Genomic DNA, 16,966 nt, shown 5'->3' on the forward strand with positions numbered 1-16,966 from the left:
CTTTGAAAAAACACTATTTGCATCTAAAAAGAGAGCTTTAATGAAAATCAATCTATTAGAACCCAGAGTACTTTGTCTACTGCTGATTTCCACATTAACCGTCATGTCTAACGCTACCATCGCTCCCGCCTTACCGGGTTTAGCGCACGAATTTTCTGGAGCACCATCTGCTGATCTGCTGGTAAAAATGCTGTTACCCATTCCCGCTCTTTTTGTGGTCATTTTTGCACCATTGTTAGGATGGACTGCCGATAAATTTGGTCGTAGAAATCAAATTATTATTGCGACTCTGGTTTTTGCCATCGCCGGTGCCGCTGGGGCTCAGTTGCAAGGGTTAGAAGCCATCATTATCAGTCGGGCGATTTTGGGGATTTGCGTCGCAGGATTGATGACCGCCATCACGGCACTGATAACGGATTATTTTTCTGGCCAGCAAAGAAGCCAGTTTATGGGGCTACAGCAAGCCTTCTCGAACATTGGTGGCATTCTCTTTATTGTCAGCGCAGGGTATTTAGCCAGCATTAACGCCCGCCTGCCCTTTTATATTTATGCGGTGGCCATTCTATTAGCCCCCTTAATATTCCTTTCTATTCGGGACAAAAAACTAACCAGTCAACAAATGAATCATGAGCACGCAGACACAAATACATCTTGGCAACGGCCTCTTTTCGGCTGCTCATTGCTACTTTTTAGCCACCTAATCATTTTTTATATATTACCCACACAGATACCGTTTTTTATGGCGGATATTGGCATAACTGATCCAAGTAAATCAGGCTTAGCCATTGCTATGGGGACCTTAACGGCGGCAATAACCAGCGTATTCTTTGGCAAGTTGGTCGCTAAAATCCAAAGTTATGGCGTAGCGCTCATAGGCTTTATTGCCATGAGTGTGGGCATGTTCGTGTTCTCACAGGCCACATCGTTCAGCTTGGTTATTCTAGGTTGCGGCCTAATGGGTGTGTGCATGGGGCTGGTCATGCCGAATTTCATGGTAAAAGGCATGGAGCTTGTACCCAGCAATAAACGCGGACTCGCATCCGGTGTGTTAACCAGCAGTATTTTTATCGGACAATTTGCTTCACCTTTTGTCACTTCCGCTCTTATTTCCAGACTGGGATACAGTGACTTTTATTTGGTTGCGGGCGTTTTTACATTCGTTCTAGCACTGATCAGCGTAACCACTCAGCGCAATCAGTAGGCTTTCGTGATAATGGGCGAACAAGCATCGCGCAGATAAATGCCATGTGCCCTTGCCGTTCGTCTATAGATGTATCACTATTTAAAACAGACTCATTTAAAAAAACACCCTCGCCTTGTAACAACGTTTTCGCGTAAGGACAAAACGCTATCCATGAAAATACTTCGGAAATACACTGGCTGGTTTGTGCTGGGCACTTTGCTTTTTTATCTCTTATCGGTCACTCAAATTATTTCTGTGTTACTCCCAACCCTGCTGGCTTGGTTTGCCAATATCGCTATGTGGCATACCTTAGCAGCCAGCGCAAAACGCCAAGTCACTTGGCTGATGATGATAGGTGTTGCGGCATTATTGTTTGCGGGCTCAAAAGGCACTTGGATGACCTGGCAGCAAGTTTTTGCGGTTAACTTACCCATGTTAGCAATGTTTGTCGCCGTTTCGTTTTTAGATCTGACCAGTTCGAACGACGAGAAGCGCCCATTACCAAAAGGGTTCAGCGCGATATTCAATACAGCCATCGGCGTACAAGTCTTGGGCGCTGTGATTAATCTTTCGGTGATCATGGTGTTTGCTGATCGCATGAAAGGTGCCATTAAATTAACGCCTATACAGCAGTTTATCCTAACCCGTAACTTTTCAGCGGCGGCGTGGTGGTCGCCCTTCTTTGTTGCTACGGGTGTGGCTCTGATTTATGCGCCCGGTATGCAATGGCAAAAAACACTTATTCCAGGCCTAGCCATGGGGTTAGTAGCCATTATTTTTTCAAGCATTGAAGCCTATCGTCGCACCAAAGGTGATTTTCATGGTTACCCCATTCGTCGTGAAAGCTTATTCATTCCGATGTTTCTAGCCTTGTCTGTCATACTCTTCCATTATATTTGGCCGAATATCAGTATATTGGTGCTGATATGTATTCTGGCGCCTGCTGCGACTCTTTTACTCATGCGGACACCATCAAGAAGAGAAAGTTTATCCTATTTTGTAAACCACAAACTGGCTCAAATCGGCAGTCAATTTGCGCTGTTTTTAGCTGCTGGTATCTTCTCTAATGGCATCAGCGCTATTATTTTGAGTTACCCTGAGTTTTTTAATTTAGACAATTTCACCTTTAGCCCGTTACTGTTTTCTTTCACCCTTGCGGTGATGATTATCGTGGGGATTATCGGGATACACCCAGTCGTCAGTATTGCTATTGCCAGCCCTATGTTACTGCCATTGCACCCAGATCCGACCCAACTCGGCTTTCTGTTTTTAAGTGCTTGGGCCATTTCAGCAGGCAGCAGTGGCTTAACGGGATTGGGATTACTCATGACCAGCCGTTATCAAATCCCCACTAAAACCATCGTCTCAAACAGTCTTTTTTACGCTGTTTTCATGTGGCTGCTTTGTTCTGTGGTGAATGGGGTGCTGTTATAAGGGTAAACATTTTGTTGCGCTTTGCTCTTTTAGGGCCAGTCCGCAAAGTCTTGTCTCTCATGCTGTGTGTTCTGAATGTCTTTTTGAGCATAATGTTGCTTAAACTGACGAGGTGATAATCCGGTTTCTTTTTTAAAAAAATGACTAAATTGACTGGCGTCGTTGTACCCCAAGCTGTTCGCAATCACTTGTATGGAATCGGATGATTTTTTTAACCTTGCCGTGGCTTCCATTAGCACGCGGTTATTGATGAGCTGTAAAGGGGACTTTTGCAGATTACGCTGACAAATGGCATGTAAACGATCATAAGTCATGATGAGGGCTTGGCAATAATACGCAACCGTTCTTCTCTGCCTGTATTCCACTTCTACCAACTGGCGAAATTGTTGCAAGACGAGTTCATCGGGAGAATGGGTTAGTCTCATTGAGTCGATATGGCTCAGTCGATAAATACCGATTAGTAAAATACGGATAAGAGAACAAATTATACTTCTATCACGTTTTTTCGTTTCTACAATCTCAGTCTGTAATAACCTTAACAGCGGTAAAAACTCGTTTTCTATGTCTTGCTTAGTCGCGTGTGTAATGCTGAATTGACGCATGAGTAAATCCAGTTTTGTGCTATCAGCATCGGAATCAATCACCAAAGACATCAAATCATCACGATAACCTAACAACCAAACCTGGCTACCGGCTGGCACCCATACTTTGGCTTGTTTCTTGTGAGGAATACAGAAAATAGACCATTGCTGAACTTGATGCACTTCATCCATCGATACAGAGACCTCGCCACGTTGCACTATGCCCAACAAATTAAACGCCGCAAAGCTGTCATTCCCTGTTCTAAATATTCGTGACTGCAAACCAGGCTGAATCGATTCAAACCGTACCATTGAACCAATAACATTGGTCACCATCCCCCTGCTCCCACCATAACTTCGCTCAATTAAATCGGCTTTCAACCAGAAATAAACAAGAATAAGACAGAAATTGACATTTTTATAGTCATAATACCTGTTAGTCTTTTAAGAATGACTCATCGACCTAAAAATCTAATAATAACGGCAAGGGTAAAAAATTGAGCATTCCATGCGACAAACTAGAACAGACCGACATCCCTAATGTGAATTTATTCATAGATGGTCACTCGACTCCAGCTGCGGCAGGCGGTTATTTTGATCGACTAGATCCAAGCACCAATCTGGTTGCTTCCCGTGCGGCTTGTGGCCGACGCGAAGATGCTGAGCAGATGGCTTCCATTGCGGCCGCTCGTTTTTCTATGTGGTCTTCTACCGATGTTAACGAACGTGTAAAGATTCTGCGTCGCGCAAAAAAACACCTACCCAATTATAGAGATCGTTTTGCTCAATTAATGTTAAGCGAAATTGGTGCCATCAACGAATGGGTAGATTTCAATATTAGAGTCGCAGCCGACGCCATTGAAGCAGCAGTCGAATTGGCACTGCGATACGCCCAAAAAAATAGCATAAGTAAGACACAGACTTCGTATATTGTACGCCAGCCCGTGGGAGTTTGCCTTGCCATTGCGCCATGGAATGCTCCTATTGTGTTAGGCATGCGTGCCGTCGTGTTTCCATTGGCGTTTGGAAACTGTGTTATTTTAAAAGCCTCTGAACTGTCCCCTGCCACACATTCACTTATTGCCGACGTGCTTCATGAAGCGGGCTTACCAAGTGGCGTACTGGGTGTCATGACCAACGCGCCAGAACATTCAGAAGAAGTCATTGCCAGCCTGATCGCCCACCCATCAGTCAGACGTGTCAATTTTACGGGTTCGACACGCATCGGAAAAATCATTGCAGGTATGGCCGCCCAACACCTCAAGCGCTGTCTTTTAGAACTGGGTGGAAAATCGCCCTTTATTGTTTTGAAAGACGCTAACCTTCAATTAGCGGCACAAGAGGCGGTGTATGGTGCGTTCTTAAATCAAGGCCAAATTTGCATGGCAACGGATCGAATTATTGTTGAGCAACCAGTGGCCGACGCCTTCATTAATATCGTAAAAGGCCTGATCGAAAACTTAATCGCAGGAGATCCGCGTCGTGATGGCGTTAAACTGGGTCCTGTCGCCAGCCCTTCCATCGCCTCTCGCTTATCCTCTCTTATTGAAGATGCATTGGACAAAGGCGCCACACTGATCACTGGTGCATCACGCCGAGGCCAATTTATTGACGCTACCTTGTTGGATAACATCACCCCAATGATGCGTATTTACGCCGAAGAATGCTTTGGCCCAATCGCTGGTATTTATCGCGTAGAGTCAGCCGAAGAAGCCATTACAGTCGCTAACAATTGTGAATACGGTTTAGCCGCGGCCATTTTTACCCAAGATTTAACATTGGCCAAAGACATGGCAAACCGGCTTGAATCCGGTATGTGCCATATCAATTCAGCCACCCTAAAAGACGATCCAACTATGCCGTTTGGCGGTCTTAAATCCAGCGGATATGGCCGTTTTGGCGGCGATGCCTGTGTTGATGAATTCACCGAAGTACGTTGGATTACTATTGAAGATAATTGATAAATAAACACGACATTAATAATAAGAGGAAAACATAATGACGGTATTATTAAGCATTGGCGGACACGATCAAAACGCCAGCAATCACAAAAACTACTCTCGTATAGACCCCGTCACCGGAGAAGTCGCATCCGTATCCGCTGCGGCCACTCTAGAAGATGTGACATCCGCTGCCAAGGCCGCCCAAAGCGCGTTTCCAGCTTGGGCACAAACAGGCCCTGCTGAGCGCCGTAATTTACTGAACAAAGCCGCAGATATCATGGAAGCCAAGCAACAAGATTTCATCGCGGCCATGATTGCTGAAACCGGTGCAACGGGCCCTTGGGCGGGCTTTAACGTGATGCTTGCGGCAGGACACATTCGAGAAGCAGCGGCCTTGACAACTCAAATTGCTGGGGAAGTGATCCCATCAAACAAGCCTGGCACCTTAGCCATGTCTATCAATAAACCCAAAGGAGTCTGTTTAGCCATTGCGCCTTGGAACGCGCCAATCATTTTAGGGGCTCGCGCTATTGCAGCACCACTGGCTTGTGGTAATACCGTGATCCTAAAAAGTTCAGAGTTCTGCCCACTGACTCACCGTTTGATCATTGATTGTTTTCTTGAAGCTGGCTTTCCCAACGGTGTGGTCAATTTCATTACTAATGACCCAAGCGATGCACCTGCTGTTGTCAAAGCGTTAATCGAAGCACCAGAAGTTCGCCATGTGAACTTCACTGGATCGAGCGCTGTGGGTAGAATCATAGGTCGAATCGCTGGTGAGAATTTAAAACCCGCTTTGCTGGAATTAGGTGGTAAGGCACCGCTTGTTGTCCTATCCGATGCCGACATTGATGGTGCCGTAAACGCTGCGATATTTGGTGCATTCATGAACCAAGGACAAATTTGCATGTCGACAGAACGGGTCATTGTTGATGCCAGTATTGCTGATAGCTTTGTTGAAAAAATGGTTGCCAAAGCTTCTAAGCTACCTTGGGGAAATCCCCGCGACAATGTGGTGTTGGGAGCATTAGTCAACCCGCAAGTCTCTGAAAAAATGCACGAACTAATCAAAGATGCTGTCAGCAAAGGGGCAACGCTCGCTTGTGGCGGTGACAATAACGGCGCCCTCTTTTCAGCAACGCTCTTAGATGGTGTCACCAGTGATATGCGTATTTACAAAGAAGAAAGCTTTGGTCCGGTGAAATCGATTATTCGTGTTCACGGGGATGAGGAAGCCATTCGTGTTGCCAATGACAGCGAATATGGCTTATCAGCAGCGGTATTTTCGCAAGATATTAACCGTGCCCTTGCCTGTGCTAATGCCATAAAAAGCGGCATCTGTCACATCAATGGACCAACCGTAGCCGATGAACCACAAATGCCCTTCGGTGGCGTTGGCGACTCTGGTTATGGACGCTTTGGTGGCAAAGCTGGTATCGCCGAATTTACAGATTTGCGCTGGATCACCATAGAAGATCCGAACCAACACTATCCGTTTTAAAAAATCATTTCCGTAAAGCTGCATGGGCCATTAAACAACTAATGGCCCATTTTTACTCTAGCAATGCCAAACACTTCATGAACTGTCGCCCAAAGTAAAAAGAGACCAATTTAATCAGAAAATAATAAACAGGTGTTTTTGAATTTTTGAAAAGATTGCGGGAGCACTTGCTTGAATTAAAAAGTGAACCTACGATTTAGAATGACTTTTCTCTGAAAAGATTGCGGGAGCACTTGTTTGAATTAAAAAGTGAACCTACGATTTAGGATAACTTTTCTCTGAAATGGTTGCGGGAGCACTTGTTTGAATTAAAAAGTGAACCTACGATTTAGGATAACTTTTCTCTGAAATGGTTGCGAGAGCACTTATTTGAATTAAAAAGTGAACCTACGATTTAAGATGAATTTTCTCTGAAATGGTTGCGGGAGCAGGATTCGAACCTACGACCTTCGGGTTATGAGCCCGACGAGCTACCAGACTGCTCCATCCCGCGACAACGAATCTATATATAGATTTTTTGATTTGTAGATTTAAACTTTATGACCAATTCTTCACTACTTTACGAATTGGTTGCCGGGGCTCTTTTCTTAATTAAAAAGTGAACCAACGACCTTTTCAAATTGGTTGCGGGAGCCGGATTCGAACCAACGACCTTCGGGTTATGAGCCCGACGAGCTACCAGACTGCTCCATCCCGCGCCATGCCAAACGATAAACTTCGTTTAGATTTTATCTTTTAGTGCTGAGCAAATTATGTGACTAAATTAATATGAATGGTTGCGGGAGCCTTTTCTTAATTAAAAAGTGAACCAACGACCTTTTCAAAATGGTTGCGGGAGCCGGATTCGAACCAACGACCTTCGGGTTATGAGCCCGACGAGCTACCAGACTGCTCCATCCCGCGACAAATTAATTTTTTCAATAATCACTAACAATTTTGTTTGATTAGTTTTGCTGGAGCTCTTTTTTTAATTAAAAAGTGAACCAACGACCATTTTTTAAAATGGTTGCGGGAGCCGGATTCGAACCAACGACCTTCGGGTTATGAGCCCGACGAGCTACCAGACTGCTCCATCCCGCGACAAATCACCGTTAACAACAAACACTCTGTAATGTATGTTGGTTAAGAATTTTCTCAACCCTTGCTAACGAGGTGCGTATTATAGGTAGATTAATCCCAGAGTCAAGCCCACTTGAGAATATATCTGCTAATAGTTGAAATTTCGCCTTTACCCCTCATCATCTAATAAAATCAAATCGATTTTAGAGACACCTATTGCACCTTGTATAACAAGCTATTGCAGAGTAAAAATAACGACAACATTTTTCGACCATACGGTTAGGAGACAAACATGCCCAGCAACATTGAAGCCATTCTTAAAAAATCCACTATCCCCAACAAAGCAGATGCTCTCCCAGGAAGAACGACCCCTTTAACAATATCTGGGATCCACGTCGTTAATAAAGAGCCTTTTATCCGAGCGAAAAAACCAAATGAGGCAGAAATCATTTTAGGTATGGGCTGTTTCTGGGGAGCAGAACGTAAACTATGGAACACGCCTGGCGTTATCGTTACTTCTGTCGGTTACGCTGGTGGTTTTACACCTAACCCAACCTATGAAGAAGTATGCTCAGGACAAACAGGTCACAGTGAAGTCGTACAAGTGGTATTTGATACCTCTATTATCTCGTTAGAGGGCGTGCTTAAGGTTTTCTGGGAAAACCATGACCCAACCCAAGGCATGCGCCAAGGCAATGACGTTGGCAGCCAATATCGCTCTGTTATCTACACCACCAATGATCAAGACATGCCTACTGTGGAAGCCAGCAAAGCGGCGTTTCAAAAAGAGCTAATCAGCGCAGGTCATGGCATGATCACCACAGAAATTGAACCACTCGATACCTACTATTTTGCCGAAGAGTATCACCAGCAGTACCTTCACAAAAACCCGAACGGATATTGTGGACTCGCAGGCACAGGCGTCAGCTGCCCTATTGGCTTAGCCGTGTAGTTTGTAAATAATTGGAATAACCGCTTTTAAAGCTGAACAAGCGACAGAAACGAAAAGGCCGAATCGCAATGATTCGGCCTTTTTAGTGGACTTTATGTCAGAGCAAGATTAACCATCAATGTTGATATTGTACTCTTGATCGTTGTAGATGACTTTAATCGAATCGGTCGATGACACCGAACCATCCAAGTTAGAATCGAAACTAGATGCAGAACCAAACTCAGCCACATCCTCGCCCCCGACTTTAACATGTCCGTCTGTTACCTTAACATTATCTGTTAAGAACTTAGTAATCACGTCAGCATCTGCGTCTTTGCCAGGACTTCCATCGATCCCTGTTAAAAGATCTGTTAGATCCAGTGCGTCGTCAGCAGCATTAAAATCCGTAATAACATCTATGTTTGACACATCGGCTGTATCATTCAAGATAAAGATATCGTTACCAGCGCCGCCAGTCAAAATATCTGAAGACTCGTCATCACCGCCAAATAAAATATCATTACCAGCGCCACCGATCAGAGTATCGTTATCTTCTGAACCAACAAGGTAATTATCCTTATCATCCGTTGATGAAGCGCCTGAATCGTCCGATCCAGAAGACACAGAACTTGTTATATTTAGATTTGGCAATTCAACACTACTGACCACCTGAAGAGCATCAATACTGGTTTGGCCATCTGTAATTTCAATGTCGTAACTACCATCTGAATTTGGCGCTAATAATACACCATCCAGGGTCAAAGACGCCTCTGAAGGCACTCCAAATAATGTCACTACAGACGAGTCTACTGTGCTATTTGTGTTATCAATTACAACCGTCACGCTATAGCTAAATGTAGATGAATTATAGTTATTAAAAGCACTAGAATCTCCTTTGATAAGGCCATCACTCATCATGATATTTTCAAAGTTAATAATTCTAGATTTAATATTATCCACATTGTTGTAGTAATCATTTTTACTGTAGGAAGATAGGTAGATTGAGTCATTACCACTCTCCCCATCAACATTACTATAAAGCTTACCATCTATAACAATGACATCATTACCACTGCCTAATTTTATATCGGCATTTGACCAGACATTACCGTGAATAATGACAGTATCACTGCCGTCGTCACCTCTAATTTTTCCAGACACATCACCTTGAATAGATAGGATGTCATCGCCACTACCTAACTCTACATCACCACCAGAGTTAACATTGCCACCAATTACAACAGTGTCATTGCCTTTACCAGAATCAATTTCACTATTTACATCGCGGGCAATATAAGCAGAATCATCCCCGTCTCCAAGTTCTATCTCGGCGTTAGAGTTTATACTGCCGCCAATTGCTAAACGATCATTACCATTTGATAGGTCAATGTCTTCATTTGCGTTTCCGCGTATTTCAACAGAATCATTTCCAGCACCACCATATATGGAACCATTTGAATTGAGCTCACCTTTGACGAGAAGGTTATCATCTCCATCTCCCGAGAAAGAACCATCATCAAGGTATAAATCGCGGTTAACATTACCAGCAATGACAACATTATCGCTGCCATCACCGGCCGTAGAATTGCTGTTTAAGTCACCATTGACGTAGTAAGAGCCATTAACACCTTGTGATCCCTTTGAACTCGCTGAAACCTGAGTTTCAAAGCCATCACTGTGCCCTTTCCAGACCTCGACATTAAAATCAGGTAAATCCGCTGCAACTGACACAGATACCGTCGGTAAAACACCATCTGATGTCACGCTAATTGAAGCGGTTGCCTTATCTGTTCCGCCTTTTCCATCAGAAATGATGTAATCAAAAGTCGCTGTTCCAGAAAAGCCTTTCAATGGGGTAAAATGAATCACGCCTGCAGAATCCATATAGGCATAACCATTCTGAACATTGCTGATGCTTGTCACTGTTAAGGTATCGCCATCTGCATCTGTATCATTTGCAAGCAAACTTTCAGCTTTTATCTCCAGACCTTGATCTTCTGAAGTAGAAAACGCCGTTTCACCTGTTGAACTAAGCATAGAAGCGTCAAGCACAAAATAGGTTGCCCCACCATCTGAACTCAAGACTGGCTGGAACACATAGTCCCCACCTTGATCCCACCAAATCATATCAATAGCATGGTAACCAGATTCTGTGATAGTAAAAGTCTGGTGAATCGTAGTGTTCACAGATTGAATGTTATCAACTGTTGCAACCGCGACACCATTAATCGTTATTTGATATCCATCATCAGCCGTCACTTTAAAATTATAGGTTCCAGCTTCCAAATAAACATACCCTTGAAGGTGAATACCACCATCCGTGTTATCACCAGGGTCTGCACTTAGCGTGTTTGAATCTGTTCCCAAGAAAGATTGTAAATTAGAGCCTTTGGCAACATCTCCTGAGCCATAACCATAATTAATATTTGAAGCTTTAAACGTAGCATCTGGATCTTTACTCTCAATAAGCGCTTTGAAGTCACTTATATTATTAATTTGAGAGTTCGTTCCATAGTATTCACCAACAAGACCAGCAAAGAGATCATTCGCTCCCCCATCATCTTGTGCCACAGGAGCAGCATTTGTTCCAACATTAATAGACAAAGTCGCTGATGACGCACTGCCATCAGAATCTTGTATCATATAAGAGAATGTTTCTTGCGCCCCAGCTGGGATTTTGTCTACGGAAGCCGTTACTTGATACGTATAACTACCATCTGCATTAAGCACTAAATTCCCATATTGCCCCTGAACACTTGAACCAACATTCGCATCAGACTCAGTAACAAGACCCCCAACAGCCACACTTACAACACTTACGGAGCCATCTTGGCTAAGTGTATCCGCACCAACACCATCATCGCCTTCAAGTACGTTGCCTGTCGTTTGAGGAAGACTGTAACCTTCACCCTCAACAACTCGAACAACCAATTCGTAACTAGTCGATGCGTTTTCATCTGTATAAATGGAGGTAATTATCTCGCCATCTGAATTACCAACTTCCCTGAAACCAACAACCTGTAAAGTATAAACCTCACCTTCCCACTCAAAGGTAACAAAGGTATTTTTGACCGTTACAATATCTCGTGAGGCTAAGGCATCGCTCGTATTAACTGTTTCATTGTGATCAAAATCCACTTTCAATGTAACAGGCTGAGTTGCTCCAGTATCATCGGTGACAGAGAAAGCGACTTCCATAGAGGCTGCGGTAATAGCGCCACCATCGTAAACTGGATAGTTATAATGAGTGAATGTACCCAAAACAATGTCTTCGTTTAAATCAAAACGACCATTGAGATTGGCATCATTATCAACAAAACCATAGCCTGATTGAGCGCCTGAACCAGCGGGATTGCCCCAACGAATTTGGTCTAAACCATCGTCATTATCAGCGCCATCAAATTTGTTAATATGCGTACCATTTTGATAGCTTACCCAGTTAGCCTCTATCCCAGTAACCTCAAAGGTTTCTCGACGAACTATAATGCTGTCTTCGTCGTTCACCGCAACAGGTACAGAATCTTCAATAGAAACAGAGACATATTCAGTCGTTGTCACAAGACCGTCATTAACTGCAATACCAAAGTCAACACTGACTACATCATTTGATGTGACATCAGTATGATCCACAGGACCGCTTAAAGTAACCACATAACCATTCTGACCATCTGTATCTGTAAGAGCTACACGAATAATTTCTATCTCGCCCGCTTTGGCGACCAAATTACCACTACTATCAGTAGTCCAAACCAAAGTTACGCCACCTGATGTCATTACTTCGCTTGGAGCAACAAGTGATAAGGACAGACTCTGACCTTCTGCATCACTGATGTTGAAGCTGCCAGTAACAGATGTACTAATTGATGAACCAGAATCATTCCCTGCCAAGCTATCTTCAGAAACAACAACAGACACCGAACTAGGATCAATCACTATTTCGGGCGCTGTATTTACCCATGTAGCACTGCTAGAAGCCGCGGTCGCACCAGGATCTACCGCGGTTGCCGTTGCCGTAACAGTAAGGTCACCGTTAAAATCGTCTCCCACAGACAGTATCAACCCTTTTACAGTCACACCCCCTGTTTCAGAGTCAACTGTAATCGAATTCGTGAACCCACCACTGTTTAAAGAAATCTTCCAAGTTGTGATCCCATTTTCGGTACCCAAATTTTCAGCACCGGATAAAGACGTTCCCTCTGGCGTTGTCACTGTTAACTCAGTAATGCTTTCAGAGTAGTCTGCATCCGTTGGGGTGGCGGTGATATCTACCGTGTAATTTGTAATTGCAGACTCGTAAGAGACGCTATGAAGCAAATAATCACTCGTAGTCACACGATCACCTGTTACCGGTGTAGAGAACTCAATTGCAGTGATAGATTTACCCTCTGGCGCGTTCACTGTTACTGGACTACCAATCCGGTCATAGCCGCCCTCATCAGTATTACCGTCAATGCTATAAGTTGCGGACGTACCATCACTGTACTTCACAGTATAAACCGCCGTCTCATTATGGCTATTTAGCCAGGCAAGCTCAAAAGTTACTGAAGAAGCGGGGTTATCAAGCCCAACAACAAGTTTTTCTTGTTGACCAATTTCCGAGTCTGCACCATTGCTAGCCTGTCCCGTCACACCAAAACCAGTAGGCGTACCAGAATCCTTAATGGAAATAGCAACTACATCATTCTCGCTGTTGTAGGCAGTCACTGTGAACCCAGCGGGGTTACCAACCGGATCTTCTATTCCATCAAGCACATTCGACAAATCTACGCTGTATAGAGTAGTTGTCGTGGTTGGCTCCAAAGTCAATTCCACTGTTGGTGCATCCGTTACCGGCGTTACATTAACAGTTGCTGTTGCAGTAGACGTATTACCTGCCTCATCTTGGACCTGATAAGTAATCTCTACTACGCCGCTAAAGTCAGCAACAGGTGTAAACACAAGCTTGCCTTCATCATTGACAGTGACGCTGCCTTTATCAGAGTCAAATGAAATGCTACCAGAAACCAAAACGGAACCACTTTCATCATTTGCGAGAACATCAATAACTAACGGCTCCGCAGAATCTTCATTAATAGATACTGTCTCACCGGCCACCTCAGCAACTGTATCAAGAGTAAACTCTAACGTACTACTCTCAGACGTATTTCCTGCAGAATCAACTTGGCGAACGGTAACCGTATTCACACCTTCTGTTGTGGTTGGTGCTGTAGTGATCCATTCTCCATCAACAAAATATTCAAGCGTAGCGCCGCTTTCAATACCAGTAATTGTGTAACTGCCATCGTTGGTCAAATGATCATTCGTTGAAGCGCCACTATCAGTATTAAGCGAGATAACAAGTGAATCTGGCGCGGAAATATCAACAACATGGGAAGACGTTGTTTTACTCTCAACGGTATTACCAGCCGCATCAGAAGACTTCACGACAACCTCGAATTCGGTATCCGCTGCCAAATCACTGCCTGCAACAGCAAGAGCCCAAACACCACCAATAGCAACGGTTGTAGAATATTCTCTACCATTGATTGTCATCTTAACCACATCACCAACGGAAATATCGCCACCAACAGCCTTACCAGAAACAGTGATGGTTTGACCACTTTCTTCCGAGTTGATCACGTCATCAGACGTAATTGTATTCACTGTCACCGTGCCCGCATCCGCAACCGTATCCTTAACAATAGATTGAGGATTAGAAACGGCCTCATTGCCATAACCGTCTGTTGCATTAACAACAACACTTAGTTCGCCATCGGCAAGCGTTGATACATCGATATTAGTTTCAAAGTATGCCCAGCCACTACCATCTTCAGATACAGTAACATCACCAGTCAAAGTGATAACTTGACCACTACTGTCCGTAATAGTAATCGAAGTAACACTGCCACCGGTCTCTAACCAACCTCCAACAGTTAAATTCCCAGCTTCGTCAAAATTAATCACACCGTCATTGTTACCCTCGGCTAAAAACACATCGACATCGGCAAATGTGTCAACTTTGAAGATCTCAGTACTGTTAGCTGAGAAAGGATTACCCGCCTCATCTGTACCAGTAACCGTAGCAACAACAAATGGATTAGCTAACGTTGTACTAGCAAGATCAGATCCCAAAACATCAACAGAATAGATATATTTACCCGATGCATTTTGATCATTTGAGACAATAGCTGACCCAATCACTTCACCATCCAAAGTAATAGTAACCGTATCGCCAGGCTTCGCATCGCCACCAACCCAACCAGTAATGGTTACAATGGCACCATCAGCGGATTCAGCACTGTTGATAACGCTATCAGACGTAATTCTATCGACATCAATATTTGCATTGGCATTTAAATCGACCGTATGAGTTGAAGAACCTGTACTTTCGACTGTGTTGCCCGCCGCATCAGAAGACGTCACAACCGCATCGAACGCCGTATCCGCTGCAAGATCAGAACCTGCTACGTCCACAGACCAAGTATTGTCTGCACCGACTGTCGTTGTGTAAGTCGTGCCGTTGATCACCAAGGTCACGCTATCGCCTTCTGCGATGTCGCCACCTGTCGCCGTACCTGTCACCGCCACTGTGCCTGCCGCTTCTGTCGCGTTGATCACGTCATCAGACGTAATCGCATTCACTGTCACCGTGCCCGCATCCGCAGACGTATCGACCGTATGAGTTGACGTTGTTGTGGCGCTGTAAGAGTTGCCTGCACTGTCTTGCCCTGTGACACTGGCTTGGAAAGAGGTATCTTGAGCAAGGTCAGAACCTGCAACTTCTACACTCCAAGTTTTATTCGCTAAAACGACCGCTGTATAAACCGTACCGTTAATGGTCATAGAAACGACATCACCAGCGGATGCATCAAAACCGACACGACCAGAAACCGTTACACTAGCTTCACTTTCTTCAGCATTAATAACGTCATCAGAGGTGATACTATTGACGCTAATACTTGCTCTTGAACCTGTTTTAACGAGGTAGCTTTCCGTTGTATCTGTTGTTCCTTGTTGTCCAATGTTATTGGAAACAACCACACTGGCTTCAACAATACGATCTGTATCAGCGGATAGGTCTGAGCCCGCCACATCAACGGACCAAGTGCCATCACTCTCTACCTGTGCTTCATAACTAACACCATTGATAACAAGAGTAACAACACCACTTTCAAATGCATCTCCAGTAACCGTGCCCGTGACAGTAACAGTAGCACTGCTCTCAGCAGCATTAATGGTGCTGTCTTCCGTGATAGGATCGATATCAAGGTTAACAAGCAAAGCACTTTGATCCACGGTATGCGTTGAGGTACCGATGCTATCAACCGTATCACCAGAGCTATTGCTGGACGTCACAACCACATCAAATTCTGTATCTGCCGCTAAATCAGAGCCTGCAACGCCAACAGACCAAGTACCGGTAGCACTGACTGTCGTGGTGTAAGTGGTTCCATTGACCACCAATACAACTTGATCACCTTGAGAAATATCACCACCAACGGCCGTACCAGACACGGTAATCGTACTCGTTGCTTCGGTTGCATTGATCATGTCATCTGAGGTTATGGAATTTACAGTCACGCTACCTGCAACGGCTGCGATAGGAGACACTGTTGATGTTGTCTCAGTGGGCGTTCTGCTTGAACTTGAAGGAGCTGAATATTGGTTTTGACCCGTTTGACTGCCGCTGCCATTGTCCGTGTCATAACCATAAGTAGGCAATGCGCTGGATGTGTCATTGCCAAATGTAGGTAATGCACTGTTGTCATTCCGATCAATATCAACATCCACACGTTGCTGTTCAAAGCCTTGCGCTTCACCCGCTGCTGGCGCATCTTGAATAAGTGTCGGGTCATCACCCGCAAGGATGGCTTCTTGCAATGCATCGACATCGGCAGATGAATCGGCAACAAGATCAGCATTATCACCAGAGTTATAAACTTCATCGGTAATTTCGACGACGGCATCACTGCCAATCACAACTTCCGTACCGTCAATGAAAGCAATCGTTACACTGCCATTGCCTCCGGTTAGGACAGTTTCTCCAAAGAAAATCGGGTCCCCGATTTTAACCACTCGCTCTTGTCCATCAATCGATTGAACCGTAACAGAACCACTTAATTTTGTGATAAAGCCGATCGCAGTACCGAGTGTTGCAAATGAAACTTGACTGTCGCTCATGGTATTTTCCCTAGAAAAGAAGTCTTTAAAAGTGTCTTAAAAAAGACGCAATGATTTTATGATTACTCACAAGATAGGAGATTAGAAGCAAGGTCGCTATTGTACCTTGGTACAGTCAGGGTATTTTTTTCATTACACAAGATAGACTCTTCGCCCCTCTGATCAAAAGCGGAA

7 protein-coding genes and 4 tRNA genes are annotated in these 16,966 nt (G+C 44.3%); 5 read left to right on the forward strand and 6 right to left on the reverse strand.

The features are described 5' to 3' along the window. Positions 1-40: 40 nt before the first annotated feature. Both DKT73_RS15625 and DKT73_RS15630 read left to right on the forward strand, forming a co-directional pair. Complete coding sequence (locus DKT73_RS15625; protein ID WP_111639487.1) at positions 41-1,201, forward strand: MFS transporter; 1,161 nt, start codon at positions 41-43, stop codon at positions 1,199-1,201. Positions 1,202-1,354: 153 nt separating this feature from the next. Continuing rightward, complete coding sequence (locus tag DKT73_RS15630) at positions 1,355-2,617, forward strand: hypothetical protein (RefSeq protein ID WP_111639488.1); 1,263 nt, start codon at positions 1,355-1,357, stop codon at positions 2,615-2,617. Between the two features lie 29 nt (positions 2,618-2,646). On the opposite strand, the gene DKT73_RS15635 is transcribed toward DKT73_RS15630, so the two are convergent. Then, entirely contained in the window at positions 2,647-3,534 is an 888-nt protein-coding gene (locus DKT73_RS15635; protein ID WP_111639489.1) for a helix-turn-helix domain-containing protein, read from the reverse strand. A 161-nt stretch (positions 3,535-3,695) separates the two neighbouring features. Between DKT73_RS15635 and DKT73_RS15640 the strand changes: the two genes are divergently transcribed. Then, the gene (locus DKT73_RS15640) at positions 3,696-5,159 is read left to right on the forward strand and encodes an aldehyde dehydrogenase (protein ID WP_198666642.1); all 1,464 of its coding nucleotides are present in this window, start codon (positions 3,696-3,698) and stop codon (positions 5,157-5,159) included. A 37-nt stretch (positions 5,160-5,196) separates the two neighbouring features. Continuing rightward, on the forward strand, positions 5,197-6,642 hold the full coding sequence (locus DKT73_RS15645) for an aldehyde dehydrogenase (RefSeq protein WP_111639490.1): 1,446 nt from the start codon (positions 5,197-5,199) through the stop codon (positions 6,640-6,642). Positions 6,643-7,058: 416 nt separating this feature from the next. Here the strand turns inward: DKT73_RS15645 and DKT73_RS15650 are convergent. From DKT73_RS15650 to DKT73_RS15665, 4 genes are all read right to left on the reverse strand, one after another. Further along, a tRNA-Met gene (locus DKT73_RS15650) sits at positions 7,059-7,135 on the reverse strand. A gap of 128 nt (positions 7,136-7,263) precedes the next feature. Further along, a tRNA-Met gene (locus DKT73_RS15655) sits at positions 7,264-7,340 on the reverse strand. A gap of 128 nt (positions 7,341-7,468) precedes the next feature. Next, a tRNA-Met gene (locus DKT73_RS15660) sits at positions 7,469-7,545 on the reverse strand. 100 nt (positions 7,546-7,645) lie between these two features. Beyond that, positions 7,646-7,722 (reverse strand) — tRNA-Met (locus tag DKT73_RS15665). 271 nt (positions 7,723-7,993) lie between these two features. Between DKT73_RS15665 and msrA the strand changes: the two genes are divergently transcribed. Beyond that, a complete protein-coding gene (gene msrA / locus DKT73_RS15670; protein ID WP_111639491.1) occupies positions 7,994-8,653 on the forward strand; it encodes a peptide-methionine (S)-S-oxide reductase MsrA in 660 nt (219 codons plus the stop codon). Positions 8,654-8,761: 108 nt separating this feature from the next. Here the strand turns inward: msrA and DKT73_RS15675 are convergent, their stop codons facing one another. Then, positions 8,762-16,792: a retention module-containing protein gene (locus DKT73_RS15675; RefSeq protein ID WP_111639492.1), complete on the reverse strand. Its 8,031-nt coding sequence runs from the start codon at positions 16,790-16,792 to the stop codon at positions 8,762-8,764. Positions 16,793-16,966 lie beyond the last annotated feature (174 nt).

This window comes from Marinomonas shanghaiensis (assembly GCF_003259175.1).
GTDB lineage: Bacteria > Pseudomonadota > Gammaproteobacteria > Pseudomonadales > Marinomonadaceae > Marinomonas > Marinomonas shanghaiensis.

Excerpts from the sequence above, each read along its gene's own strand:
- msrA (WP_111639491.1), top strand. The coding sequence starts at position 7,994 with ATGCCCAGCAACATTGAAGCCATTCTTAAAAAATCCACTATCCCCAAC.
- DKT73_RS15635 (WP_111639489.1), bottom strand. The coding sequence starts at position 3,534 with ATGGTGACCAATGTTATTGGTTCAATGGTACGGTTTGAATCGATTCAG.
- DKT73_RS15675 (WP_111639492.1), bottom strand. The coding sequence starts at position 16,792 with ATGAGCGACAGTCAAGTTTCATTTGCAACACTCGGTACTGCGATCGGC.
- DKT73_RS15630 (WP_111639488.1), top strand. The coding sequence starts at position 1,355 with ATGAAAATACTTCGGAAATACACTGGCTGGTTTGTGCTGGGCACTTTG.
- DKT73_RS15645 (WP_111639490.1), top strand. The coding sequence starts at position 5,197 with ATGACGGTATTATTAAGCATTGGCGGACACGATCAAAACGCCAGCAAT.
- DKT73_RS15625 (WP_111639487.1), top strand. The coding sequence starts at position 41 with ATGAAAATCAATCTATTAGAACCCAGAGTACTTTGTCTACTGCTGATT.